Below are 25,946 nucleotides of genomic sequence, written 5' to 3'. Positions count from 1 at the left end.
GGGTCAATGCTGCGCGGCGCGCAGCGTCTCGACGAGCGCGGCGATGTCGAGCATCGCCGCGGCGGATTCGGCGGCGGCCGGGCTCATGTGCGGAATGCGGCCGAGCAGCGGCGCGCCGTGCTCGCGGGCGAGCCAGTCGCGAATCGTCGCGACGTTCTCGTCGGCGTACGACATCGCCGGGTCGACGTGGTTCGCGACCCAGCCGGCGAGCGTGAGGCCGCGCTGGCGAATCGCGTCGGCGGTGAGCAGCGCATGGCTGATGCAGCCGAGCCGCACGCCGACGACGAGCACCACCGGTAGGCCGAGCGCGACCGCGAGATCGGCCGTGTCCTGCGTGTCGGTGAGCGGCACGCGGAAGCCGCCGACGCCCTCGACGACGACGACGTCCGCGCGCGTCAGCGCTTCGCGATGGCACGCGACGATCGTGTCGATGTCGAGCGTCACGCCTTCCTGCGCGGCGACGATGTGCGGCGCGGCGGGCGCCTTCAGCAGGAACGGCGTGCGCAGCTCGGGCGGCAGCACGACGTTGGCGGCCGCGTCGAGCTGGTCGGCGTCCTCGTTGCGCCAGACACCGTCGCGTTCATACGCGCCCGCCGCGACGGGCTTCAGCGCGGCTGCACGCAGGCCATGCCGCGCGAAGCCGTGCAGCATCGCAGCCGAGACGAAGGTCTTGCCGATTTCGGTGTCGGTGCCGGTGACGAACAGCGAGAGCGGGGCGGTCATGCCGCAGTCTCCCGCCGGGCCGCCCCAAGGGAGGCTGCAGCCCCCTCGGGGGGCAGCGAACGCAGTGAGCGTGGGGGTTGTTCTGCATCCCGCCGGGCCGCCCCAACGGAGACTGCAGCCCCCTCGGGGGGCAGCGAACGCAGTGAGCGTGGGGGCTGTTCTGCCTCCCGCCGGGTCTGCCCCTCGCTGGCTTCGATCAAGGCTGCTTCGAGCCGTGCGAGATCGTCGAACGAATGCGCGGCCGACAGCGATACGCGCAGCCGCGACGTGCCGACGGGCACCGTCGGCGGCCGGATCGCGGGCACCCACAGGCCGTGCGCGTCGAGCGAGCGCATCGCCGCGAGCGTCGCATCGTTGCTGCCGATCACGAGCGGCTGCACGGCAGTGTGCGAGTCGACCGGCTGCCAGCGCGTCATGCGCAGCAGCGCGCGCGTGCGTTCGATCAGCGCGGCGAGATGCGCGCGTCGCGCGTCGCCTTCGTCGCCGGCGATCACCTTCAGGCTCGCCGATACCGCATGCGCGACGGCCGGCGGCGCGGCCGTCGTGAAGATGTAGCTGCGCGCGCGCTGGATCATCCATTCGATCACGGTCTCGTGCGCGATCACGAACGCGCCCGCGACGCCGGCGGCCTTGCCGAGCGTGCCGACGTAGATGAGATTCGGCGAGCGCAGCGCGGCGGCCGCGAGCGCGCCGCGGCCCTGGGGCCCCAGCACGCCGAAGCCGTGCGCGTCGTCGACGACGAGCCACGCGCCGTGGCGTTCGGCCAGCGCGACGAGTTCGGCGAGCGGCGCGATGTCGCCATCCATGCTGAACACGGTGTCGCTGACGATCAGTTTCGTTTCGGCGTCGGACGCGTCGAGCAGCGCGGCGAGCGCGGCCATGTCCGCATGCGGGTAGACCTGCACGTTCGCGCGCGACAGCCGCATGCCGTCGATCAGCGACGCGTGGTTCAGCGCATCGGAGAAGATCGTCGCGTGTTTGCCGGTGAGCGCCGTCATCGCGGCGAGGTTCGCCATGTAGCCGGTGCTGAAGTACAGCGCGCGCGGCGCATCGGAGAAGCCGCCCGCGAAGCCGGCGAGTTCGTCCTCGAGCGTGGCATGCGCGCGCGAATGGCCGCCGAGCAGATGCGAGCCGCCGCTGCCGGAGCCGTAGCGCCGCGCGCCTTCGGCGAACGCGGCGACGAGCGCCGGGTGCGCGGCGAGGCCGAGATAGTCGTTACTCGCGAAGCCGACGATGTCGCGGCCGTCGACGCGCATGTGCGCATCGCACGCGGTGTCGGCGGTGCGGCGCACGCGGCGCAACCCTTGTGCGTCGAGCTCGGCGAGGCCGCGTTGCAGCGTATCGAGCAGGTTCGTCGTTGCCGCCCCCTCGGGGGGCAGCGAACGAAGTGAACTTGGGGCCGTTTGTGTCATTGCATGATCTCCGCGAGCGTCGCATCCAGCGTGTCGCGCGTGCGCTGCGCAAGCCACGCGATGTCGTCGTCGCTCATCACGTACGGCGGCATCAGGTACACAGTCGTGCCGATCGGACGCAGCAGCAGTTCGCGTTCGAGCGCGCGCTCGAAGAAGCGCCGCGAGAAGCCGCGTGCCGCGTCGCCGTCGAGCGCGACGTCGAATGCGAACAGCGTGCCGCGCTCGCGCAGGTGACGCACCTGCGGGTGCGCGTCGAGCGGCGCGAGCGCGGCGCGCATCGCGGCCGACTTGCGCGTGTTGGCGGCGAGCACGTCGTCGCGCGCGAACAGGTCGAGCGTCGCGACCGCCGCGCGGCACGCGAGCGGGTTGCCCGTGTACGAATGCGAATGCAGGAAGCCGCGCGTCGTGTCGTCGTCGTAGAAGGCCGCGAACACGTCGTCGCGCGTGAGCACGAGCGACAGCGGCAGGTAGCCGCCGCTGATGCCCTTCGACAGGCACAGGAAATCGGGCCAGACGCCGGCCTGTTCGCACGCGAAGAAGGTGCCGGTGCGGCCGCAGCCGACCGCGATCTCGTCGGCGATCAGATGCACGCCGAATTCGTCGCACAGCGCGCGCAGCCCGCGCACGTACGACGGATCGTGCATCGCCATGCCGGCCGCGCATTGCACGAGCGGCTCGACGATCAGCGCGGCGATCCGGTCCGCGCGTTCGGCGAACAGGCGCCGCACGTCGTCGAGCGCGCGGCCCGCGACGTCGGCGGCCGTTTCGCCCGGCTGCGCGCCGCGCGCATCGGGCGACGCGACCACGTGTGCGTTGCGGATCAGCGGATCGTACGCATCCTTGAACAGCGCCACGTCGGTCACGCCGAGCGCGCCGATGGTCTCGCCGTGATAGCTGTTCGCGACGCACACGAACTCGCGCTTGTCCGCGCGGCCGCGGTTGCGCCACGCGTGGAAGCTCATCTTCAGCGCGATCTCGACCGCCGACGCGCCGTCCGACGCGAAGAACGCATGGCCGAGCGTGCGCGCGGTGAGCGCGTGCAGCCGCTCGGCGAGTTCGATCGCCGGCTCGTGCGTGCAGCCGGCGAGCATCGCGTGCTCGAGCGTGTCGAGCTGGTCCTTCAGTGCCGCGTTGATGTCCGGGTTCGCATGGCCGAACAGGTTCACCCACCATGAGCTGATCGCATCGAAGTAGCGGCGGCCGTCGCGGTCGTACAGCCACACGCCCGCGCCGCGCGCGACGGGAATGAGCGGCAGGCGCTCGTGGTGCTTCATCTGGGTGCAGGGATGCCAGACCGCGCGCAGGCTGCGCGCGACCCAGTCGTCGGTGGCTGGCGTACTCAAGGCGACTCCGGGGGGTAAAACGGCGGCGGGCATCGAACGGATGCCGCGCGGCGACAGACGGAAAACGCGCTGAGATTAGCGTGTTCCGCCGCGCGTTGCACTACCGGTTACAAACGCCGCAAAGCCTTGTCGGGCGGGAGTTCGGCGCAGATCCGGTGTGCTCGGAACGGTACGCGCCAGATATCCCGAAATGAGCGCAGATGACGACGTTCGAGTGAGACCCCCTGACAGAAAAAAATCGTGAGGCGGACCGGCGCGCGAGGACCAAAAATCGGGGCGGGAAGGGAAAAGGGGCGCGAGGCGCGACGCCGATGCAAGGGGCGGGCGAAGGGGATCGGGAAAGGCGCTGTGAAACGGCTTCACGGAGATCGTGGGGCGGCGCGCTTCGGCGGCTCACATGATCCGGCGCGCGGGCGCGAACGCCGCTGCGGGCCGCGCGAACATTCAGTACAGGGAGAGGAGCGAGAAGGGGCCGATGCCGAAAGCCCCGGATGCTGGCCGTCGCGATATGTGAACGCCGCTACAGGCCGCGCGAGCGTTCAGTACAGGGAGCGGAGCGAGAAGGGGACGATGCTGAAAGTCCCGGACGCCGGGCGTCGCGATATGCAAACGCCGCTGCGAGCCGCGCGAGCGTTCAGTACAGGGAGCAGGGAGAGGAGCAAAGGGGCTGATGTCGAAAGCCCCGGATGCCGGGCGTCGCGATATGCAAACGCCGCTGCGCGCCGCGCGAGCGCTCAGTTACCGGGAGCAGGGACAGAAGCGAAGAAGACGATGCCGAAACCGCCCGATCCTGGGCGTCGCCATCCGCCATCCGCGATCAGCGCGAAGCCAGCGCGTGCGTATCGGCGTCGCCGTTGTCGGCCGTCTGCGTCGCGCCGTTCCACACGACGCGGTCGTTCACCGCATACAGCCGGCACGCACCCGCACCCTGCTTCGTGCAGTTGTCGAGCGCGAGCGCCATCGGGTCGTCGCCGCCTTCGGCCCACGACCACGCGCCTTCGGCGGACACCGCGAACGCGCGGCTCGGATGCTGGCTCAGGAAGCGGCGATAGCCTTCGCGGCCGGCCGCGTCGAGGAACGGCACCGCCTCGACCGCATCGATCGACGCGTAGCCGGTCGCATTCGGCTCGTGCGGGTTCGCGACCGCATAGCGCACCGAGGTCGGCAGGCTCAGGTCCGCGAGGAACGCATGCACGGCCGGCCACCACACGGGCACGCCGTCGCGATCGACGATCAGCCGGTGCGCGTCGTCCTTGTAGCGGCCGAAATCGATGAACTGCGCCTGCGTGCCGTGCGACACGTACGCGTCGTGCATCTGCGCGACGAGCGCGGGCGTCCACACCGAATCGTTGTCGCCGTACAGCCACAGCGAGCGCACGGCCGTATGCGCGCCGTACTGGTCGAATGCTTCGACGAGATTGCGCTGCCAGCCGTCGCAGAGATCCTGGCGCAGCCCGCCGGAGAAGTTGATGATGCCGCGCACGCCGGGCGCCGCTTCGGTGCCGTACGCGACCGACGCGAGGCCGCCATGCGACGTGCCGGCGACGACGATGCGCGACGCATCGATGTACGACTGACGCGACATGTAGCGGACCGTCGCGGCGACGTCGGCGGCCTGCGCGAGGCCGTTCTTGCGGACGTTGCAGCCTTCCTGCTGGTACGTGCCGCCCGACCCGGCGAAGCCTTGGCGGTTCGGCGCGATCACCGCATAGCCGCGGCGCACGAATTCACGGGCGAACGCGAGCGGCCGGCTGCGCGGCTGCAGATGCAGATCGCCGGTGTTCTTGCCGTGGTTGAAGACGACGAGCGGGAACGGGCCGGGGCCGTCCGGCTTGAACAGCGTGGCCTCGAGCATCACGGTGCCCGACGCATCGGCCGGAATGCTGATGACTTGTTCGTTGAGGTTCGCGGCAACTTGCGGGAGGCGCGAATCGCCGTAATCGAAGCGCTCGGCATGGGCGAGCGAGCCGGCGGCTGCGGCCGCGCCGGTATTTGCGTTCGGCAGCGCACCGGCCTGAGCGGCCGACAGCGCACAGGCCGCCATCCATCCCACCAATACTTTGCTGAACGCCATTCGTAAGCCCTGCCATGCAACATGACCGATCCGAGGGGCCATCGTAGCCCGACAAATTCAGGTTGTGCAATGCGGGAATTACCCGGCGTCTGACACGGCAACTATTTGTCAGCGTTCACTTACTTCGCCGTCGACATAACGCCAGAAACCGTGCTCGTCGCGGGCGAAGCGACTCGTCTCGTGGAGCCGGTACGCGCGCCCGCCGACCTTGTAGCGGGCCACGAACTCGACCTCCGCGTGCCGTTCGTCCAGCAGCGCGTGGCGTTTGACCGCCAAGCCGAGCCAGCGCGGCGCGTCGGGCGCATTCGGGTCGGCATCGAGATCGGCCGGGCAGGTGCGTGCGTCCCAGGTCGCGCGCAGGTAGTCGGTCGCGCCGAGCACGTACGCAGTGTACCGCGAGCGCATCAACTCGAGCGCGGTGGGCGCGGCTTCGCCGCCGTCGATGAAGCGCCCGCAGCACGCCGCATAGCGCGGCGCCGGGGCTTTGCCGGCGGGAGTGGGGGACGCGCCGCCGCACGGGCACGCGTCAGGTCGGTTCAAATTCATGCGAATCGTGAATTAACGACGCCGGGTTGTCATGCCGGCTCACCAACTGAGCTCGACGCCGTCGTACTGGAAGAAACGGCCGTTGGCGCGGGACACGTCCGCGCCGGCTTCGGCGATCACGCGGCGCATGCCGGTCACGCTGGTTTCCGGATCGATCGCGGCCTGCGCGCCGCCCATGTCGGTGCGCACCCAGCCGGGATGGAGCGAGATGCACGCGGCGTGGCGCGTCTGCAGCGACGCGATGCGCAGCACGTCGTTCAGCGCGGCCTTGCTCGCACGGTACAGCCAGCCGGTCGTGCCGGTCGCTTCCGCGATGCTGCCCATCCGGCTCGAGACGACGGCCAGCACGCCGCGCGCGTCCTCGACGAGCGGCAGCAGGATCGGCAGCAGCTGCATCGGCCCGCGCACGTTCGTATGCATCACCGCGTCGAAATCCTCGGCGCCGATCGTCTCGACGCCTTCGGTGCGCGGCCCGTACACGCCCGACACGAGCACGGCCGCGTCGAGCCGTTCGCCGTCGAGCTTCCAGCCGAGCGCCGCGATCTGTTCGGGTTGCGCGATGTCGAGCGCATACGCTTGCGCGCCGAGTTCGCGCAGCGCGGCGAGCGATGCGTCGTCGCGGGCGGTCGCGATCACGTTCCAGCCGTCGCGGCGGTATTGCCGGACGAATTCGCGCCCCAAGCCGCGCGATGCGCCGACGATCAGTACGGTTTTCATGTTCGCCGCTCCTTTGCGTTGCACCGCCGTGGCGGCAGTGTCGGTGTCAGATCAGTTCGCTACCCGTCGCGGCCAGGCTCGCGTGCATCTTCAGCCGGAGGACGCGCGGCGCGTGTGCGCCGGCGCCGGTTACTTCGCGTCGCCGCACGCCGGCTTGAGCGTATCGGCGACCGCCTGCGCGACGTCGTCGAGCTGCGCGGCGTCCGCCGCGACCATGTCGTTGTCCGGCGCATGCTGGCCGCGCGCGGTGAGCGCCGCGACGCAGCGCTTGTAGGTTGCGTCGAGCGCGTCGAAGTTCGACACGGCCATCCCGAGGTTGCGCATCCGCCCGTCGTGCACGCCGTACACGAGGCCGTGCACGGTGAGCGACTGGCCGCGCGCCCACGCGTCGTTGACGATCGTCGTGCGGCACACGTTGACGACCTGCTCGATCGAGTTCAGTTCGATCAGGCGGCGATAGCGCGCCTCGCCGACCGGCCATTCGTCGAGCAGCGCCGCGTGGCGTTCGCGCACGTCCTGCACGTGGTGCAGCCAGTTGTCGGCGAGGCCGACGCGGCGGTTGTGCAGCGCTGCGTTCACGCCCGAGCAGCCGTAGTGGCCGACCACCATGATGTGCTTCACGCGCAGGATATCGACCGCGAACTGGATCACCGACAGGCAGTTCAGGTCGCTGTGCACGACGACGTTCGCGATGTTGCGGTGCACGAACACTTCGCCCGGCGGCAGGCCGATGATCTGGTTCGCGGGCACGCGCGAATCCGAGCAGCCGATCCACAGATATTCCGGCGCCTGCTGGTCGGCGAGACGCGCGAAGAAGTCGGGATCGTCGGCGAGCTGGCGCTTGACCCAGGCGTCGTTGTTGTCGAACAGGTGTGAAAGCGGATTGTCTTGAGTATTCATCGGGTGTGGATTCCGTTGGCGGAAAGCGGGTCGATAACGGTTCGATTCGATTGGATCCGGGCGTGCGATTCGGCCTGCGTCATGCAGCGCGCTGCGCATTGCCCGCGCTGTCGCCGTCGCCTGCGTCCGGCGTCGCGTCGAAGCGATCGGGGTAGCGCACGCTGAAACGCAGCGACACGTCGTACGGGAAAAAATCGGGCAGCTCGCCCTGCAGCAGCTTGTCCTTGCTGGCCTGCCACAGCGAGGCTTCGAAAAAGTCCGCGTGATGCTTCATGAAGACGGCCCGCACGCGCGGGTCGCCGAGCAGGAACGGTCCGTAGGTTTCCGGAAAGATGTCGTGCGGGCCCACGGTATACCACGGTTCGCCGGACAGTTCGTCTTCCTCGTTGCGCGGTGGCGGCACGCGCCGCACGTTGCAGTCGGTCAGGTATTCGATCTCGTCGTAGTCGTAGAACACGACGCGGCCGTGGCGCGTGACGCCGAAATTCTTGTACAGCATGTCGCCGGGGAAGATGTTGGCCTTCATCAACTCCTTCACCGCGTTGCCGTACTCCTTCACGCCGTGCTCGATCTCGGCGTCGGTGCCGTTCTGCAGGTACAGGTTGAGCGGGATCATCCGACGCTCGATGTACAGGTGCTTGATCACGAGGTTGCCGTCCTCGTATTCGAGCAGCGACGGCACCTCCTTCTCCAGCTCGCGCACGAGCGCATGGTCGAGCCGCGAGATCGGCAGCGCGACGCTCGAATACTCGAGCGTGTCGGCCATCCGTCCGAGACGGTCGTGGCGCTTCACGAGCTGGTACTTCTCCATGATCTGCTCGCGCGTCGTTTCCTTCGGCGGCGGGAAGTGATCCTTGATGATCTTGAACACGTACGGGAACGACGGCAGCGTGAACACGAGCATCACGAGGCCCTTGATCCCGGGCGCGATGATGAAGCGGTCGCTCGAATGCGACAGATGGTGCAGCAGGTCGCGGTAGAACAGGTTCTTGCCTTGCTTTTGCAGGCCGACCGACGTGTAGATCTCGGCCTTCGGCTTGCCCGGCATGATCGTGCAGAGAAACTCCACGTACGCGGACGGCACGCCCATGTCGACGAGGAAATACGAGTGCGAGAAGCTGAAGATGATCTGCAGCAGGTCGCGGCGCAGCAGCAAGGTGTCGAGCGCGAGCAGGCCCGGGCGCACGTGGCGGATCGGCACCGCGAACGGCAGCACGCGATCGGCGTTGATGATGCGGCCGACGATGTACGCGCTCTTGTTGCGGAAGAACAGCGACGACAGCACGTGAATCTGGAAATTCGGCGCGGCGTCGAACTCGCCGAATTCGTCGGTGATCGCCTGCATCACGCAGCCGATGTCGCGCGTGAGATCCTCGAACGGCGGCTCGAGCTGGAAGTTCGTGACGATGCGCTCGAGCGTGGCCGCGAGCCCGTCGGTGCCCGGGTAGTACGCGCGATAGGTCGGCTTCGCGGCCGGCTCGTCGTTCTCGAGGTATTCGGTCGAGATCGCGGGCCGCACGAAGATGAAATCGTTGCTGAAATACGAGCGGTGCAGGATCTTGCAGCACACCGAATTAAAGAACGTTTCCGCGCACTCCGGCTGGCGGTGCGACGTGAGCAGGCCGATGTAGTGCAGCTTGATCTGCTGCCACACTTCGTCGTCGATGTTCTCCGCGTCGTATTCGTCCTGCAGCACCTCGACGCATTCCTGCACACGATCGTCGTACGACGTGATCCGCTCGCGCGCCAGCCGCTGCAGCCCGTGCCAGTCGGCGCGCTCGTATAGCGTCTTCGCGTCGACCGCGGCTTCCCGGAAGATCCGGTAGTGACGGTCGAAGTTTTCGAGCATCGTCTGCGCGACGTCGAAACCGATCTGCGACGACAGCAGCTTGGGGAAGTGATTCATTGCGTGCAGGCTCGTTCGAGAGGGACTGTAAGCACCCGCCATTTTAGCGCCCAAGTCGGCATTTCAACGGGTTTCGGGGTCCGGCGCCAAGCGCCGTCAATGCGCGGGTTGTGCGCGGTTGCATGCCGTTCGGTGCATCTTCGCGTAAAGATACGGGTACGGAACGGATTCTGACACGAACTTTTTTGCGCGGCCGACGCCCGCCGGGCACGCGTTTCACGCGACGGCGATAGAATCGACGCGATGCCCGCCGCGGGCTGCCGCCCGCGCGCTCATGCAATCGCATTGCCCCCGCATACGTACCCCGCATTTGCAGCTGCATCTGCAACGACAACGACGAGACACCCGACCGATGAACGCACTGGAACACCAACTCGACTATCCCTTCGCCGACACGCTGCCCGCCGCGGGCGACACGTTCGAGGTCGCGCCCGGCGTGCGCTGGCTGCGCATGCCGCTGCCGTTTTCGCTCGATCACATCAATCTCTGGCTGCTGCGCGACGAGATCGATGGGCAGGCCGGCTGGACGGTCGTCGACTGCGGGATCTCGTCGGACGCGATCCGGACGCACTGGGAACAGATCTTCGATCGGCATCTCGACGGGCTGCCGGTGCTGCGCGTGCTCGTCACGCACTGCCATCCCGATCACTTCGGCCTCGCGAACTGGTTGTGCGAAGGCGGTGACCAAGGCCGCTGGAACGTGCGGCTGTGGATGACGCTCGGCGAATACATGTTCGGCTGCCTGATGGCGGCCGGCAACGGCTCGAACGCCGGCGGCGCGGCCGCGGCCGATCACTTCGCGCGCCACGGCCTGACCGATCCGGCCGCGCTCGAGAAACTCCGCAGCCGCCGCAGCTACTACTCGGATCTCGTGCCGGCCGTGCCGCCGCGCTACCGGCGCCTGCGCGAAGGCGACGCGGTGAAGATCGGCGCGCGCACGTGGCGCGTCGTCACCGGCTACGGCCATTCGCCTGAACATTGCGCGCTGCACAGCGAAGCGGACGGCGTGCTGATCTCCGGCGACATGGTGCTGCCGCGCATCTCGACCAATGTGTCGGTGTTCGATCTCGAACCGGAAGCGAACCCGCTCGCGCTGTACCTCGAATCGCTCGGCCGCTACGAAACGATGGCGCCCGACACGCTCGTGCTGCCGTCGCACGGCAAGCCGTTCCGCGGCGTGCGCACGCGCATCGCGCAACTGCGCGCGCACCACGACGCGCGGCTCGACGAAGTGCGCACGGCTTGCGCGGAGCAGCCGATGAGCGCCGCCGACATCGTGCCGATCATGTTCCGCCGCCGCGAGCTCGACATCCACCAGATGACGTTCGCGCTCGGCGAAGCGCTCGCCCACCTGAATCTGCTGTGGCTCGCGGGCGAACTCGTGCGCGAGCAGGGCGACGACGGCGTGATTCGCTACGCGCGGGCCTGATCGCCCCGGCCGCTCGATGCGCGGCGCTACGTCGTCGCCGTTTTCGCTTCAAGCGCCGTAGGCCACGCGATCCATGCCACGCAAACCGGATCACGCGTGGGCTTGCGAAGCTCGACGCATGATCCGGCTGACGGGAGAGGGGTGCATGGAAATGGATATCGATCCGCGCGCTCTATCGACGACACCGTGCTCGCGCTCGGTTTGATCGACGATTCGAGCCGCTCGGCAAAGCGAAATCCGCCGCCCTGACCGACCCTGGCGTGCGCGAATCGAAGCGCCTTTTCAGGCAGCGGCGCGCCGATTCCAATCCGGACGTCACGCGCAAAGGCGAGCGGTCGTGATCGTCGATCACGCGACGGGTTCGTAACGCCACCCGTCGCGCTGCCATTGCATCGTGTGCGTCGGTTCGAGCGCCGCAAGAAACGCGGCGTCGTGCGACGCGACCACGATCGCGCCGGGGAAGCCGGCCAGCGCGGCTTCGATCGCGCGCACCGATTCGAGATCGAGGTGATTGGTCGGCTCGTCGAGCAGCAGCAGCTGCGCGGGCGTGCCGCGCCACAACGCGCACGCGAGCGCGGCCTTCAGCCGTTCGCCGCCGCTCAGGCGGTGCACCGGCTGCGTCGCGCGTGCGGCATCGAGCTGCAGTAGCGCGAGCCGGCTGCGCAGTTCGCCTTCGGCGAGCGGCGTATCGAGCAGGCCCAACTGCTCGACGATCGAGCGCTCGGGGTCGAGCAGCGCGAGCCGCTGGTCGAGATACGCGGCGCTCACATGCGTCGTGCACGCACCGGAGCGTGGCGCGAGTTCGCCGGCGAGCATGCGCAGCAGCGTCGATTTTCCGCAGCCGTTCGGGCCCGTCAGCGCGATGCGCACCGGGCCGCTGGCCGACCACGTGATCGCGTCCGCCCGCCCGGCGGCATGCCACGGCAATTGCGCACGCTCGAGCGTGAACAGCTGGCGGCGGGCGCTGACCTCGGTGCCCGGCAACGACACGAGCACCGGCGCGTCGGCTTCGACGCGTGCGGCCGCCTCCTGCACGCGCTCGTCGAGCGTCTCCTTGAAGTCGTTCTGATGACGCCGGACCTGCCCCATGATGTTGCGCGCCGCGCCCTTGCGACGCTGACGTGCCATCGACGACAGGTTGGCCGCCTTCGCGTCGCGCAGCGCGCCGGCCGCGTGGCGCTGGATCGTGTCGTGTTCCTGTTCGAGCCGGCGTCTCACGCGCCCGCGCTCTGCATGCGCATGCTCGAGCGCGGCCTGCGCGGCATCCTGTTCCGCGTCGCGCTGGGCGCGGTACAGCGCGTAGTTGCCGCCATACGCGCGCACACCGTGCGGCGTCAGTTCGACGATGCGCTGCACGTGCGCGAGCAACGCGCGGTCATGGCTGACGATCACGACGCCGCCGCGCCAGCCGTCGAGCGCCGCGCGCAGCCACGCGCGGCCCGCTGCATCGAGATGGTTGGTCGGTTCGTCGAGCACCAGCAGCCCGGCGTCCGACAGCAACGCGCCGATCAGCGCGACGCGCGCCAACTGGCCGCCGCTCAGCGCGTGCGCCGGCGTGTCGGCGCGCACGTCGTGCAGCCCGGCCGCGTCGAGCGCCGCGCGCAGCCGCTCGACGAGGTCCCAGCGATCGCCGATCAGGTCGAAGTCGAGCGCGTGCGCGCGGCCGTCCGCGAGGCGCGCCAGGGCCGCGAGCGGCGCATCGAGCGCGGCGATTTCGGCTACGGTGCGCGTGCCGGCCGGCGCGTCGTCGTGCTGCTGCGCGACGTACACGACGGGCGTGTGCCGGTCGATCGTGCCCGCGCTGGGCGTGCGCCGGCCCGCGATCAGTTGCGCGAGCAGGCTCTTGCCGACGCCGTTGCGGCCGACGATGCCCGTCGGCGTGCGATCGATGGAAAGGTCGAGCGAATCGAACAGCGTGACGCCGTCGTCGAAGCGGAAGGAAACGTGATGAAGCGCGACGAGCGCGCCGATGGGCGTGGCAGCAGCCATAAGCACCTCCGAAAATGTGTGAAACCCTTCGCGCGGCGTGCGTGGCACGGCGGCGAAAACATTTTTGGGAAGGCTTAGTTGTTCACTTTGGCTGGCGTCCGGTATGAGGAATGAGCGCGCAGTGTAGCAAGCACGCCGCGCGGGCCGCAAGCGACGGGCCGGGATGCCGTCGCTTGCGCGCCACGCGCGGTTACTGCACGGAGACGGTCGTGAAGTTCTGGCGGCCGAACGGACTGACGTGATAGCCGCTCACGTTCGGGCGCGTGAGCGCGGCGGCGGTCGGGTAGCCGAGCGGAATCCACAGCGCCTGGTCGTGGATCACCTTCTGCGCCGATTCGTACAGCTTCGCGCGCTTGGCCTGATCGGCGGTCGCCTTGCCGTCGGCGATCAGCTTGTCGAGCTGCGCGTCGCAGAAGCGCGCGAAGTTGATGCCCGACTTCACCGCGTTGCAGCTGAACAGCGGCGACAGGTAATTGTCCGGATCGCCGTTGTCGCCGGCCCAGCCCATGAACAGCATGTCATGCTGGCCGAGCTTCGCCTGCTTGATCAGCTCGCCCCATTCGATCACCTTCACCTCGGCCTTCACGCCGATCTTCGCGAGGTCGGCCTGCAGCAGCTCCGCGCCGGCCTTCGGGTTCGGGTTCAGCACGCTGCCCGTCGGGCGCGTCCAGATCGTCGTCGAGAAGCCGTTCGGGAACCCGGCCGACGCGAGCAGCTGCTTCGCCTTCGCGGGATCGTACGCATACGGCGCGATGTCCTTCGCGTAGCTCCACGTGTTCGGCGGATACGGGTTGTTCGCGGCGGTCGCCGTGTTGTCGAACACGACCTTCAGGTAGGTCGTGCGGTCGAACGCGAGGTTCAGCGCCTCGCGCACCTTCTCGTTGTCGAGCGGCTTCTTCTGCGTGTTCAGCGCGACGAACGCGGTCATGAACGCGGGCGTCTGCACGACCTTCAGCGCGCTTTCGCCCTTCGCGGCGAGCACGTCCTGCGGCTTCGGCGACAGCGCGATCTGGCATTCGCCGGCCTTCACCTTCTGCATGCGCACGGACGCGTCCGGCGTGATCGCGTAGATCAGCCGGTCGACCTTCGGCTTCGTGCCCCAGTAGGTCGGGTTCACGTCGTAGCGGATCAGCGCGTCCTTCGTGTAGCTCTTCAGCACGAACGGGCCGGTGCCGACCGGCTTCGCGTTTAGATCGGCCTGCTTGCCGGCCTTCAGCAGCTGGTCCGCGTATTCGGCCGAGTAGATCGACGCGAAGCCCATCGTCAGGATCGACACGAACGTCGCGTTCGGCTCGTTCAGCACGAACTTCACCGTGCTGTCGTCGACCTTCGTGACCGACTTCACGAGCTTCACGAGGCCCATCGACTGCGCGTGCGGAAAGCCGCTCGCGCCGGCCACCTTGTGCCACGGGTTCGCGTCGTCGAGCATCCGCGAGAACGTGAACACGACGTCGTCCGCGTTCAGCGGGCGGCCCGGCTTGAAGTAGTCGGTCGTCTGGAACGCGACGTTCGGCCGCAGGTGGAACGTGTACGTGAGACCGTCGGCGCTGGCTTCCCATTTGTCGGCGAGCGCCGGCACGACCTTCTTCGCGGCTTCGTCGTACGACACGAGCGTGTTGAAGATCACGTCGGCCGACGCATTGGTGGTGACGAGTGAGTTGTACTGCACGACGTCGAAGCCGTCCGGGCTCGATTCCGTGCAGACGGTGAGCGGCTTGGCGACGGCGAGGCCGGGAGCGGCGAGGGCGGCGGCGAGCGCGGCCGCGGTGAACAGCTTGGCGTGCATAGGTTCTCCCACGTGACTTGTGATTTTTGCCGGATGTCGGAATGCATGCGGAATGCAGGCGCGGCCCGGTGGTGGACGGGGCGGCGCGGCTGGCGAATAGCATACCGGCAAAGCGCGCGGCGCGTGAAAAAAGGCGTCGGAACGCGGTGAATTGAGCGAACAACGGCTGCGTTCGCGACGGAATGCGTGCTGGGGCTGCGGGGCGGGAGGGAGAAGGCGCAGCGCCGGTCCGGCACGCACGGCGTGCCGGATGCGCGACGCACTCAGTGCGCGCCGGCCTTCGGCTTGCGCGGCGCCTTCTCGAACAGGCGGTCGTAGAGCCAGCGCGGCAACACGTGCAGCACCTTCGCGACGACGCCCATCTGCCACGGAATCACGCGGAACGCGTGCTGCCGCGCGATCGCCTGCGCGGCGCGGGCCGCGAAGCGATCGGCGTCCATCAGGAACGGCATCCGGTACGGGTTGTGCGCGGTCATCGGCGTGCGGATATAGCCGGGAGCGATCGTCACGACGCCGACACCGGCCGGCCGCAGCTCGACGCGCAGCGCCTCGAGATACTTGATCGCGGCCGACTTCGACGCGCTGTATGCGCCGGAGCCCGGCAGGCCGCGCACGCCGGCGACGCTCGCGACGCCGACCAGCGTGCCGTGGCGCGCGGCCGTCATCGGGCCGACGAACGGCTCGAACGTCGCGACCATCCCGTAGTAGTTGATGTCCATCACGTCGCGGAACGTGGCGAGGTCGCCCTGGCCCGTGACGGCGCCCTGGCTGATGCCCGCGTTCGCGATCACGACGTCGGGGCAGCCGTGCGCGGCGATGAACGACGCGGCGGCCGTCGCGAGCGCATCGGCGTCGCGCACGTCGGCGGAGTAGACGGAGACGGACAGCTTGGGGAAGCGTCGCGCGAACGCATCGAGGGCATCGGTGCGGCGCGCGACGAGGGCGAGCGTGGCGCCCTGGCGGGCGTATTCCTCGGCCATCGCGAGGCCGAGGCCGCTCGACGCGCCGGTGATGAAGACCTTCAGCGGAGTAGTCATGCCGGCGCGCGGGCGGGGATCAGAGCTTCTTGTCCTGAACCTGCTTCACGAGGTAGTCGAGCACTTGAGCGGTGCCCGGGATGCTGTTCGTGTAAGCCGGGCCCGTCTTGTACTTGCCCTGGACGACGACCGTCGGCACGCCGTCGATCGCGTAGCTCTTCAGCAGCTCGGCCGACTGCTTCACCTGGCCCTGCACGCTGAACGAGTTGTACGCGTCCATGAACTGCTTCTTGTCGACGCCCTGCGTCGCCAGGAAGTCGGCCTGCGCCTGCGGCGTCAGCAGGTAGTTCTTCTGCTTGTGGATCGCGTTGAAGATCGCCGGCGTGACCTTCTCCGAGATGCCGAGCGCGGACACCGCGTAGAACAGCTTCGAGTGCGGGATGAAATCGTCGCGGAACGCGACCGGCACGCGCTTGAAGTCGATGTTGTTGCCCTGCTTCTTCACCCAGGCCTCGATCGTCGGCTCGAATTCGTAGCAGTGCGGGCAGCCGTACCAGAAGAACTCGATGACCTCGACCTTGCCGGCCGGCGCGGACACCGGCTGCGGCGACTTCATCACCTCGAAGTCCTTGCCGGACACGGGCGCGGCGGGCGACGCCTGGGCGAAGCCCGCGGCGGCCAGGCCGAGGGACAGAAGGAGCGTGCTAAGTAGTTTTTTCATGTTGTAAGCGTCGAATCAGTTGCTTGGATGACGAAACGTAACGGGTTCTGCGTGGGCGCGGCTGGTTGCTTACTGCTTCGTGAAGCGGATCACCGCCGTGTCGACACCTGCATCGGACAGCCGCTGACGGGCCGAGTTCATATCCTCGAACTTCGAGAACGGGCCGACGCGCACGCGGAAATAGGTCACGCCGCTGACATCGCGCTTCGACACCTTCGACTCGAAGCCCTGGAAGCCGAGGCGCGCGCGCTGCTGCTCGGCGTCGCCTTCCGTCTTGTACGCGCCGACCTGCAGGAAGTAGCCGGTGTTCGCGTCGTTCGCGGTCGGCGGCTTCGCTGCCGCGGCGGACGTGGCGGATGTTGCGGACGGCGCCGGCTTCGGCGTGTTCGCGGCCAGTTGCTGTTGCTGCTGTTTCTGCGCGGCCGCCTGCTGCGCCTGCTTCTGCGCGGCGAAGCGCGCGAGATCGTCCTCGCCGCCTTGCTGCTGTTGCTGCGCTTGTTGCGTCTTCTTCGGCGGCGGCGTGTTGTCGGCCGGCTTCGGCGCGACGGCGACGCCGTTGCCCGACGTCGCATTGTTCGAGGCCGTGGTGTTGGAGCCGTTCGCGTTGCCCGACGGCGGCACCTCGACGATCTGCGGTTCGGGCAGCAGGCCACCCTGGGTCTGGTTCGCGGCCTGGCCGGGCGCGGTGTTGGGCGGCGCGGGCTGCGCGGCCTGAGGCACCGGCTGGCCGGGCGTCTTGCCCTGCAGCGCGCGGTTCGGGTCGAACTGCTGCGGCTGGCTCGCGCCGGTGTCGGTCGGCGGCGGTGCGACCTTCGACACGAACGGCGACGGCGAACGCGTGATGTAGAGCGCCACCACCACCGCGATCGCGAGGCCGACGATCAGGCCCAGCACGATTCCAAGAAATGTCCCTCCGGCTTGTTTCGATTGCTTCGAAGTTCGGCGTGGTTGTGCCATTGCTTGAGTCACCTGCAAAAAGAATCGTGAAAAGGCCGGGGCAGGCGCTCCTGCCGCGGCCATTCGCTGCCCCGTTCGGGCCGCTTACATCTTGGCGGGCGCGGACACGCCGAGCACCGCCAGACCATTCTCGAGCACCTGCCGGGTCGCGGCGAGGAGCGCGGCGCGCGCGTTGCGCGGTGCTTCGTCGTCGACCAGCACGCGCTCCGCATTGTAGAACGAGTGGAATTCACCAGCGAGATCGCGCAGGTAGAACGCGACCGCATGCGGCGCGAGTTCCTTCGCCGCGTGCGTGAGCATGTCCGGATACTCGGCGAGCTTCTGCATCAGCGACACGGCCTGCGCGCTCGTGAGTTGCGACAGGTCGGCGCCCGGCAGCTGCGCCACGTCGACGTTGTAGCGCGACTTCAGTTCGTTGAGCACCGAGCAGATGCGCGCATGCGCGTACTGGACGTAATAGACCGGATTCTCGTCGTTCTGTTTCAGCGCGAGGTCGATGTCGAACACGAATTCGGTGTCGGCCTTGCGGGAGATCAGGAAGAAACGGACCGCGTCGCGGCCGCGCGTGATGGTCGCCTCGTCGATCAGGTCGGGTGCCGCTTCCTGGCCCGGCGCCGCGCCGCCCGACCATTCGATCAGGTCGCGCACCGTCACGTAGCTGCCCGCGCGCTTCGACAGCTTCACTTCCTGGCCGTCGCGCATCACGGTGACCATCTTGTGCAGCACGTAGTCGGGATAGCCCTTCGGGATGCCGACGTGCAGACCCTGCAGGCCCGCGCGCACGCGCGCGATCGTGCCGTGGTGGTCCGAGCCCTGGATGTTGATCACCTGCGTGAAGCCGCGCTCCCATTTCGTCACGTGGTACGCGACGTCCGGCACGAAGTACGTGTACGTGCCGTCCGACTTGCGCATCACGCGATCCTTGTCGTCGCCTTCGTCGGTCGTGCGCAGCCACAGCGCGCCGTCCTGCTCGTAGGTCATGCCGGCCTTGACCAGCGCATCGACCGTCTTCTCGACCCGGCCTTCGCTGTACAGCGACGACTCGAGGTAGTACTGGTCGAACTTCACGCCGAATGCCTGCAGATCCATGTCCTGCTCGTGCCGCAGATACGCGACCGCGAACTTGCGGATCGCGTCGAGATCGTCGATGTCGCCCGCGCCCGTGACCGGCTCGCCATCCTTCGCGGCGACCGTCTCGCGGTTCAGGTAGTCGCGGGCGATGTCGGCGATGTATTCGCCGTTGTACGCGGCTTCCGGCCAGCCCGCGTCGCCCGGCTTCAGGCCGCGCGCGCGCGCCTGCGTCGAGATCGCCAGGTTGCCGATCTGCACGCCGGCATCGTTGTAGTAGAACTCGCGGTGCACCGCGTAGCCCTGGCTCGCGATCACGTTCGCGAGCACGTCGCCGAGGGCCGCCTGGCGGCCGTGGCCGACGTGCAGCGGGCCGGTCGGGTTGGCCGACACGAATTCGAGCAGCACCTGCTTGCCCTTTTCGCGGTCCGACGTGCCGAACGCGCGGCCCTGCTCGAACACGGCGGCGATCACCGCCTGTTTCGCGGCGGCCGTCAGGCGCAGGTTGATGAAGCCGGGGCCGGCGATGTCGGCCGCATCGACGAGCCCTTGCGCGGCCGGCTGGGCCGTGAGGGCGGCGACGATCTTCTCGGCGAGCTGGCGCGGGTTCGTGCCGAGCGGCTTGGCGAGCTGCATCGCGACGTTGCACGCGACGTCGCCGTGCGCGGCGACCTTCGGGCGCTCCAGCGTGATGGCCGGGGCGACGAACGCTGCGTCGGCGCCTTTCAGCGCGTGTGCGACCTGCGTGACGCTATCCGCGAGCAGGGCTTCGAGGGTCTGTTTGTGTGCTGGCAGCATGCTGGTAGAAGGCTTCGTTGGTGGCTGCCGGAAACACCGGCCGGCCGGCGCGCTTTTTAAGCGCGCGTTTCAGGGATCGCAGAATTTTAACAGGTGCTAATATGCCGCTCAGGCGCCCCGGCTTCGTGAGGCCGCACGCCGGTCTGCCGGCGTCCCCCCAACCGCGCCGGGCAGGCACAACAAGATGAAAAGGGAATTGTCATGATTACGTTCAAGAGCAAGGCGGCACAGGATCTCGACGTGCTGAAGGATTTCGCCGTGTATGTGCTGGGTCTCGTCGGCAAGCAGCTGGGCGAGCGCGGTGTGATTACGCACGACGAACTGGACCACGCAATCGCCAAGCTGGAAGGCGCGGTCGCGCAGGCGAGGCAGGAGCGCGCCGAGCACGCGGGCCACTTCCACGAGGACGACGACGACCACGCGCACCACGAAGTGCCGCCGAGCCTCGCACAGCGCGTCGCACCCTTCCTCACGATGCTGCGCGAAGCGAAGGCCGGCCAGGCCGACGTGCACTGGGGCTTCTGAACTTCCTTGCCCGCCCGATCGAAAGATCGTCGGCAACGCAAAAAAAGCCCGCTTTCGAGCGGGCTTTTCATTTCCTCTGACGAAATGGCGGGCCGCCCGCCCGCCGGCATCGGTCAGAGCTGCGGCGCGAGCGCGCGCCGGGCGTCGGCGAGCGACAGCGACATCCGCCGCGCGTAGTCGTCGAGCTGATCCTGCCCGATTTTGCCGACCGAGAAATAGCGGCTGTCCGGATGCGCGAGATAGAAGCCCGACACGCTCGCCGCCGGCAGCATCGCCAGCGATTCGGTCACGCTCATTCCGATCTCTTCCGCATGCAGCGCGGCGAACATGTCGCGCTTCACGAGGTGGTCGGGGCAGGCCGGGTAGCCGGGCGCCGGGCGGATGCCCGCGTACTTTTCGGCGATCAGCGCATCGTTGTCGAGCGTCTCGCCGCTCGCATAGCCCCACAGCTCGCGGCGCACGCGCGCGTGCATCGCCTCGGCGAATGCTTCCGCGAAGCGGTCGGCGAGCGCCTTCAGCATGATCGCGCTGTAGTCGTCGTGGTCGGCCTCGAACTGCTTTTCCTTCACGTCGACGCCGAGGCCGGCCGTGACCGCGAACATCCCGATGTAGTCGGCGACGCCCGATTCCTTCGGCGCGATGAAGTCGGCGAGCGAGCGGTTCGGGCGCATCACGCCGTCGACCACCGGACGCACGCTCTGCTGGCGCAGGTTGCGCCACGTGAGCAGCACTTTGGAGCGCGAATCGTCGGTGTAGATCTCGATGTCGTCGTCGTTGACCGTGTTCGCCGGCAGCAGCGAGATCACGCCGTTCGCGGTGAGCCAGCGGCCCTGGATCAGGCGGGCGAGCATCGACTTCGCGTCGGAGAACACGCGCCGCGCCGATTCGCCGACGATCTCGTCGTTCAGGATCGCCGGGTACGGGCCCGCGAGATCCCAGGTCTGGAAGAACGGGCCCCAGTCGATGTAGTTCGCGAGCTCGTTCAGGTCGTAGTTCTTGAACACGCGGCGGCCGATGAACTTCGGCTTCACGGGCCGGTAGCCCGCCCAGTCGAGCTTCGCCTTGTTCGCGCGCGCCTCGGCGAGCGTGACCATCGGCTGGGCCTTGCGGTTCGCGTGCTGTTCGCGGATCCGTTCGTAATCCGACTTCAATTCGTCGAGGTACTTCGTCGCGCCTTCGTCCGACAGCAGGCTCGATGCGACCGACACCGAGCGCGATGCGTCGGGCACGTAGACGACCGGGCCTTCGTAATGCGGCGCGATCTTCACGGCCGTGTGCACGCGCGAGGTCGTCGCGCCGCCGATCAGGAGCGGAATCTTCTTCACGCGGAAGTAGTCGTCGCGCTGCATTTCGGACGCGACGTACGCCATTTCCTCGAGGCTCGGCGTGATGAGGCCAGACAGCCCGATGATGTCCGCGCCCTCGACCTTCGCCTTCGCGAGGATCTCGTTGCACGGGACCATCACGCCCATGTTGACGACTTCGAAGTTGTTGCACTGGAGCACGACCGACACGATGTTCTTGCCGATGTCATGCACGTCGCCCTTCACGGTCGCGATGACGATCTTGCCCTTCGCGCGCACGTCGCCGCCCGCTTCGGCGAGCAGCCGTTTTTCTTCCTCGATGAACGGGATCAGGTGCGCGACGGCCTGCTTCATCACGCGCGCCGACTTCACGACCTGCGGCAGGAACATCTTGCCCTGGCCGAACAGGTCGCCGACGATGTTCATCCCGTCCATCAGCGGGCCTTCGATCACGTTGATCGGGCGGCCGCCGGCAGCGGCGATCTTCGCGCGCACCTCTTCCGTATCCTCGACGATGAAGTTCGTGATGCCGTGCACGAGCGCATGCGAAAGCCGCTTCTCGACCGGCTGATTGCGCCACTCGAGGTTCTCTTCCTTCTTCGCGCCGCCCGCCTTGAACTTGTCGGCGATTTCGAGCAGGCGGTCGGTGGAATCGTCACGGCGGTTCAGGATCACGTCCTCGACCCGCTCGCGCAGTTCCGCGTCGAGATCGGCGTACACGCCGAGCTGGCCCGCGTTCACGATGCCCATGTCCATCCCCGCCTGGATCGCGTGGTACAGGAACACGGTGTGGATCGCCTCGCGCACCGGGTCGTTGCCGCGGAACGAGAACGACACGTTCGACACGCCGCCGCTCACCTTCGCGTACGGCAGGTTCTGCTTGATCCAGCGGGTCGCCTCGATGAAGTCGACCGCGTAGTTGTTGTGCTCCTCGATGCCGGTCGCGACCGCGAAGATGTTCGGGTCGAAGATGATGTCTTCCGGCGGGAAGCCGACTTCGTTCACGAGAAAGTCGTACGAGCGCTTGCAGATCTCGGTCTTGCGCGCGTAGGTATCGGCCTGGCCCGTCTCGTCGAACGCCATCACGACCGCGGCCGCGCCGTAGCGGCGGATCAGGTTCGCGTGATGGCGGAACGCTTCCTCGCCTTCCTTCAGCGAGATCGAGTTCACGATCGCCTTGCCCTGCACGCACTTGAGGCCGGCCTCGATCACTTCCCACTTCGACGAGTCGATCATGATCGGCACGCGCGCGATGTCCGGCTCGGATGCGATCAGGTTCAGGAAGCGCACCATCGCCGCCTTCGAATCGAGCATCGCTTCGTCCATGTTGATGTCGATCACCTGCGCGCCGTTCTCGACCTGCTGGCGCGCGACGGCGAGCGCCTCGTCGAACTGGCCGTTCAGGATCATCCGCGCGAACGCCTTCGAGCCGGTGACGTTGGTGCGTTCGCCGACGTTGATGAAGAGCGTCCCGGACGTGACGTTGAACGGCTCGAGGCCGGCAAGGCGCATCATGTGATCGGTCATGGCGGTGCGAATTCGTGTGAGGTAGGGCGGGCGTTGGGGCGGTCGGTCAGGCGGCGTCGCTGTAGTGGCTCGGCCAGCGGCGCGGTTTCACGTCGGCGAGCGCCTTCGCGATCTCGGCGATGTGCTCGGGCGTCGTGCCGCAGCAGCCGCCCGCGAGGTTGACGAGCCCGGCTTGCGCGAATTCCTTCAGCAGGCCCGACGTGACGTCCGGCGTCTCGTCGAAACCGGTGTCGCTCATCGGGTTCGGCAGGCCCGCGTTCGGGTAGCACGACACGTAGGTGTCGCACAGCTTCGCGAGTTCGGCGATGTACGGGCGCATCAGCGCCGCGCCGAGCGCGCAGTTCAGGCCGAACGTGAGCGGCTTCGCGTGGCGCAGCGAATTCCAGAACGCCTCGACCGTCTGGCCCGACAGGATGCGGCCCGACGCGTCGGTCACGGTGCCCGAGATCATGATCGGCAGGCGCTCGCCGGTGTCCTCGAACAATTCGTCGAGCGCGAACAGCGCGGCCTTCGCGTTCAGCGTGTCGAAGATCGTCTCGACGAGGAACAGGTCGACGCCGCCGTCGAGTAGCGCCTTCGCCTGCTGGTAATACGCGCTGCGCAGTTCGTCAAACGTGACGTTGCGCGCGCCCGGGTCGTTGACGTCCGGCGAGATGCTCGCCGTCTTCGGCGTCGGCCCGATCGCGCCCGCGACGAAGCGCGGTTTGTCCGGCGTCGCGTAGCGCACGGCCGATTCGCGCGCGAGCCGCGCCGATTCGACGTTCATCTCGACGACGAGGTCTTCCATCCCGTAGTCGGCCTGCGCGACCGTCGTCGCGCCGAACGTGTTGGTTTCGACGATGTCCGCGCCGGCCGCGAAGTACTGGTCGTGGATCTCGCGGATGATCTGCGGCTGCGTGAGCGACAGCAGCTCGTTGTTGCCCTTGATGTCGCGCGGGAAATCCTTGAAGCGCTCGCCGCGATAGGCGGCCTCGTCGAGTTTGTAGCGCTGGATCATCGTGCCCATCGCGCCGTCGAGGATCAGGATGCGCGATTTCAGCAGCGCGGGCAGTTCGGCGCCGCGCGTGTAGCGCGCGTCGAGCGGGACGGAAGCAGCGAGAGGGGTCGCAGACATGGCGGAAGACCGGCGAAGACGGGAAAACCGTCATTGTAGCCGGTGCGCCGGGGCGCCGCCCGGGCTCGCGCGGCGCGGGCAGCGGGGCCGGCGCGACGCGCGCGGGCGAGGGTTGTTCGCGCAACGAAGGCGCGCCCGGCCGCGCACGGGCCCCATCAAACGAAAACCCCCGCCGGCGAACCGGACGGGGGCGTGGATCAGAGTGCTCGCGGCGCCGCGCAACGCGCGGCGATGGGCCCGGCGATGCGCCGGACCGGATGTCGTCAGTGCAGGACGACGGGCATCATCATCAGGCTGTCGAACTGTCCGAGGAATTCGTCCACTTCGTCGAGCGACGGCTCGTCCTCGATCAGCTGCTTCACGTGTGCGCGGAAACGCTCGGCAAGTTCGCCGTCGATGAAGATTTCGCGCTGCGCGTTCTTGTCGACGATTTCGTATCCGCCGGCATTCATCAGATGGTGACCGGCCTGCGGCGCAAATTCGACGACGCAGTAATTGGGGCTGTTGTAGATCATTTGCATGGCGGCACTCCTCTTCGCAGTGGCATCTGGCCTTGTTGCTCCGTAGGTGGGGCAGGCCGTGCCGGTTTCAAGGGGCTTGCGCTGCACACCCCGTTCTCCCGTTTGCGTGGGGTGTATTGGTTAGAAGCCGATGTCTATCAAACGTTTCTTATTGTGATCCGGTGCACTGAAATAGTTGTTAAAGAGTGTCATCGGCCATTTTCGGCCAACAACTTTAATCGGTCGAAATTGCCGATCTGTTGGTCATCACGGCGCGGGCGGCGTCGACGCAGGCGGTGAACCCGTGGGCGCCGACGGTTGCACGTCCGCCGGCGGCGCGGGTTGTGGCGGTTGTGCCGGCTCCGCGGCGGGTGCCACGGTGGCCGGGGTACTGGCGGGCGCGCTGTCGGGCGCATTTGTTGCGCGTGGCGTCACCCCGTCGGCCGGTGCGTCCGGCGGCGCAAGCCGGCCATGCCAAAGCAATTCGATCTGCGCACCGTTCGGTTCCGATTGTACGAGCCTTGCGGGCAACCAGTCGAGCGACGGCGCGAGCCACATGTCGATGCGGCGCGTGTCGCCGGCGCGGCGCGGCAACCGCATGAAGTGGCGCGCGCGCACGATGCCCGTTTGCGTCTGCACGTCCTCGTCGCCGATCACCGTGATCGGCCAGGTCTCGCCGCTGTTGTTGTCGATCACGAAGAACTGTTGCGTGACGCCCGGCTTGTACGCGGACGGATTGCCGCGCACGAGCCCCGACAACTGCATCAGCATGCTGAAGCGATCCTGCACGCCGTCGGGCAGCGGCGCGTTGTTCGGCGTGCGCGTGAAGACGACCTGACGAATCTCGCGGTTGAAGATCGCGATGTCCTCGGGGCGCTTGCCGCGTTTCTCGACATATCGGTCGGGGGCCACACCGAACGCGTCGATGCGGCCTTCGCTGCGGTACGTGAACGGACCGACGAACGGCACGGGCATCGACACCGACAGGTCGTAGGTGTGTCCGTCGGTGCGCCAGTGGATCGTGCCGATCATGTTCTGCATCCCGTTGTAGAACGTATCGTATTGCAGATCGCCGGATGACGGCGCCACGAACTTCACGCCGCTCGTCGCGGGGCCCGGCGTGGCGGCACTGCTGGCGCCGTCGGCCGGTGCCGCATTCGCGCCCGATGCGCCTGCCGTGCCGCTCGCGGCGGAGGCGGCGGCCGGCGGCGGCTCGCCGTGCTCGGCCGTCTGCGTCGACGTCAGCACGGGCTCGGGCGACGGCGCGAGCTTCGGTGCGGCGGGAGCCGGCTTCGCCGGCGCAGGCTCGGCATGATGTTCGGCTGGAGGTTCGACCGGCTTCGGCGCGGGCTGGCGCTCGATCGGCTGCGGCTTCAGCAATTCGATCTGCACCGGGATCTCGGCGGGTGCGGGCGGCGTGAACGATTCGCGGTTGCGCGTGAGCCACAATGCGGCGAGCGCGTGCAGCACCAGCACGACGACGATCGCGATGCCCGCGCGCAGCCAGTGGCGGGGCAGGACGTGACGAGGACGGGTGTCGGCAGGCGGCATCGGCGAAAACGGAACAGGGTTGGGGCAGTCGTGGCGGATCGTGCATGACGTACATCGCAACGGCACATCACGATCGCAC

General features: G+C 67.8%; 20 protein-coding genes. 2 read left to right on the top strand and 18 right to left on the bottom strand.

The genetic code is table 11. From position 1 onward, the window contains the following. Positions 1-3: 3 nt before the first annotated feature. The 8 genes from bioD to aceK form a co-directional block, all read right to left on the bottom strand. Positions 4-723 (bottom strand): dethiobiotin synthase, encoded by a 720-nt coding sequence (bioD, locus tag BAMB_RS15070; RefSeq protein ID WP_011658069.1) that lies wholly within the window; start codon positions 721-723, stop codon positions 4-6. Then, entirely contained in the window at positions 720-2,135 is a 1,416-nt protein-coding gene (bioF, locus tag BAMB_RS15065; RefSeq protein WP_011658068.1) for an 8-amino-7-oxononanoate synthase, read from the bottom strand. The genes bioD and bioF overlap by 4 nt, the downstream gene beginning before the upstream one ends. Continuing rightward, entirely contained in the window at positions 2,132-3,478 is a 1,347-nt protein-coding gene (gene bioA, locus BAMB_RS15060) for an adenosylmethionine--8-amino-7-oxononanoate transaminase (protein ID WP_082089608.1), read from the bottom strand. The genes bioF and bioA overlap by 4 nt, the downstream gene beginning before the upstream one ends. A gap of 817 nt (positions 3,479-4,295) precedes the next feature. Next, positions 4,296-5,552: a dienelactone hydrolase family protein gene (locus tag BAMB_RS15055; RefSeq protein ID WP_011658066.1), complete on the bottom strand. Its 1,257-nt coding sequence runs from the start codon at positions 5,550-5,552 to the stop codon at positions 4,296-4,298. 108 nt (positions 5,553-5,660) lie between these two features. Then, a complete protein-coding gene (locus BAMB_RS15050) occupies positions 5,661-6,098 on the bottom strand; it encodes a YchJ family protein (RefSeq protein ID WP_011658065.1) in 438 nt (145 codons plus the stop codon). 39 nt (positions 6,099-6,137) lie between these two features. Then, on the bottom strand, positions 6,138-6,815 hold the full coding sequence (locus BAMB_RS15045; RefSeq protein ID WP_011658064.1) for an SDR family oxidoreductase: 678 nt from the start codon (positions 6,813-6,815) through the stop codon (positions 6,138-6,140). Between the two features lie 129 nt (positions 6,816-6,944). Next, positions 6,945-7,715 (bottom strand): carbonate dehydratase, encoded by a 771-nt coding sequence (gene can, locus BAMB_RS15040; RefSeq protein WP_011658063.1) that lies wholly within the window; start codon positions 7,713-7,715, stop codon positions 6,945-6,947. A gap of 79 nt (positions 7,716-7,794) precedes the next feature. Then, complete coding sequence (gene aceK, locus BAMB_RS15035) at positions 7,795-9,621, bottom strand: bifunctional isocitrate dehydrogenase kinase/phosphatase (protein WP_041491286.1); 1,827 nt, start codon at positions 9,619-9,621, stop codon at positions 7,795-7,797. Positions 9,622-9,973: 352 nt separating this feature from the next. On the opposite strand from aceK, the gene BAMB_RS15030 reads away from it, so the two are divergent. Further along, positions 9,974-11,050, top strand: coding sequence for an MBL fold metallo-hydrolase (locus tag BAMB_RS15030; protein ID WP_041491285.1), 1,077 nt, complete (start codon positions 9,974-9,976; stop codon positions 11,048-11,050). Between the two features lie 348 nt (positions 11,051-11,398). On the opposite strand, the gene BAMB_RS15025 is transcribed toward BAMB_RS15030, so the two are convergent. From BAMB_RS15025 to argS, 6 genes are all read right to left on the bottom strand, one after another. Then, positions 11,399-13,039: an ABC-F family ATP-binding cassette domain-containing protein gene (locus BAMB_RS15025; protein WP_011658060.1), complete on the bottom strand. Its 1,641-nt coding sequence runs from the start codon at positions 13,037-13,039 to the stop codon at positions 11,399-11,401. A 190-nt stretch (positions 13,040-13,229) separates the two neighbouring features. Then, on the bottom strand, positions 13,230-14,825 hold the full coding sequence (locus tag BAMB_RS15020; RefSeq protein WP_011658059.1) for an ABC transporter substrate-binding protein: 1,596 nt from the start codon (positions 14,823-14,825) through the stop codon (positions 13,230-13,232). Positions 14,826-15,088: 263 nt separating this feature from the next. Then, positions 15,089-15,862 carry an SDR family oxidoreductase gene (locus tag BAMB_RS15015; RefSeq protein ID WP_006750886.1) on the bottom strand — a complete coding sequence of 258 codons (774 nt, stop codon included), beginning with the start codon at positions 15,860-15,862 and terminating at the stop codon, positions 15,089-15,091. A 19-nt stretch (positions 15,863-15,881) separates the two neighbouring features. After that, positions 15,882-16,523 (bottom strand): thiol:disulfide interchange protein DsbA/DsbL, encoded by a 642-nt coding sequence (locus BAMB_RS15010; protein ID WP_011658058.1) that lies wholly within the window; start codon positions 16,521-16,523, stop codon positions 15,882-15,884. Between the two features lie 69 nt (positions 16,524-16,592). Then, the gene (locus BAMB_RS15005; RefSeq protein ID WP_011658057.1) at positions 16,593-17,480 is read right to left on the bottom strand and encodes an SPOR domain-containing protein; all 888 of its coding nucleotides are present in this window, start codon (positions 17,478-17,480) and stop codon (positions 16,593-16,595) included. An 84-nt stretch (positions 17,481-17,564) separates the two neighbouring features. Then, on the bottom strand, positions 17,565-19,346 hold the full coding sequence (gene argS / locus BAMB_RS15000) for an arginine--tRNA ligase (RefSeq protein ID WP_011658056.1): 1,782 nt from the start codon (positions 19,344-19,346) through the stop codon (positions 17,565-17,567). A gap of 201 nt (positions 19,347-19,547) precedes the next feature. On the opposite strand from argS, the gene BAMB_RS14995 reads away from it, so the two are divergent. Next, entirely contained in the window at positions 19,548-19,871 is a 324-nt protein-coding gene (locus BAMB_RS14995; protein WP_011658055.1) for a DUF1840 domain-containing protein, read from the top strand. Between the two features lie 113 nt (positions 19,872-19,984). Here BAMB_RS14995 and metH read toward each other — a convergent pair whose 3' ends face one another. The 4 genes from metH to BAMB_RS14975 form a co-directional block, all read right to left on the bottom strand. Next, positions 19,985-22,702: a methionine synthase gene (metH, locus tag BAMB_RS14990; protein ID WP_011658054.1), complete on the bottom strand. Its 2,718-nt coding sequence runs from the start codon at positions 22,700-22,702 to the stop codon at positions 19,985-19,987. A gap of 46 nt (positions 22,703-22,748) precedes the next feature. Further along, entirely contained in the window at positions 22,749-23,816 is a 1,068-nt protein-coding gene (locus BAMB_RS14985; RefSeq protein ID WP_011658053.1) for a homocysteine S-methyltransferase family protein, read from the bottom strand. A gap of 263 nt (positions 23,817-24,079) precedes the next feature. After that, positions 24,080-24,337, bottom strand: a complete 258-nt coding sequence (locus tag BAMB_RS14980; protein ID WP_006477667.1) for a BTH_I0359 family protein — start codon at positions 24,335-24,337, stop codon at positions 24,080-24,082. A gap of 246 nt (positions 24,338-24,583) precedes the next feature. Next, complete coding sequence (locus tag BAMB_RS14975) at positions 24,584-25,867, bottom strand: DUF3108 domain-containing protein (RefSeq protein WP_041491284.1); 1,284 nt, start codon at positions 25,865-25,867, stop codon at positions 24,584-24,586. Positions 25,868-25,946: the final 79 nt, after the last annotated feature.

The organism is Burkholderia ambifaria AMMD (genome assembly GCF_000203915.1).
Classification (GTDB): Bacteria; Pseudomonadota; Gammaproteobacteria; order Burkholderiales; family Burkholderiaceae; genus Burkholderia; species Burkholderia ambifaria.
The sequence above is the reverse complement of the archived record's forward strand: the minus strand, read 5'-3'. Positions and strand labels throughout refer to the sequence as shown.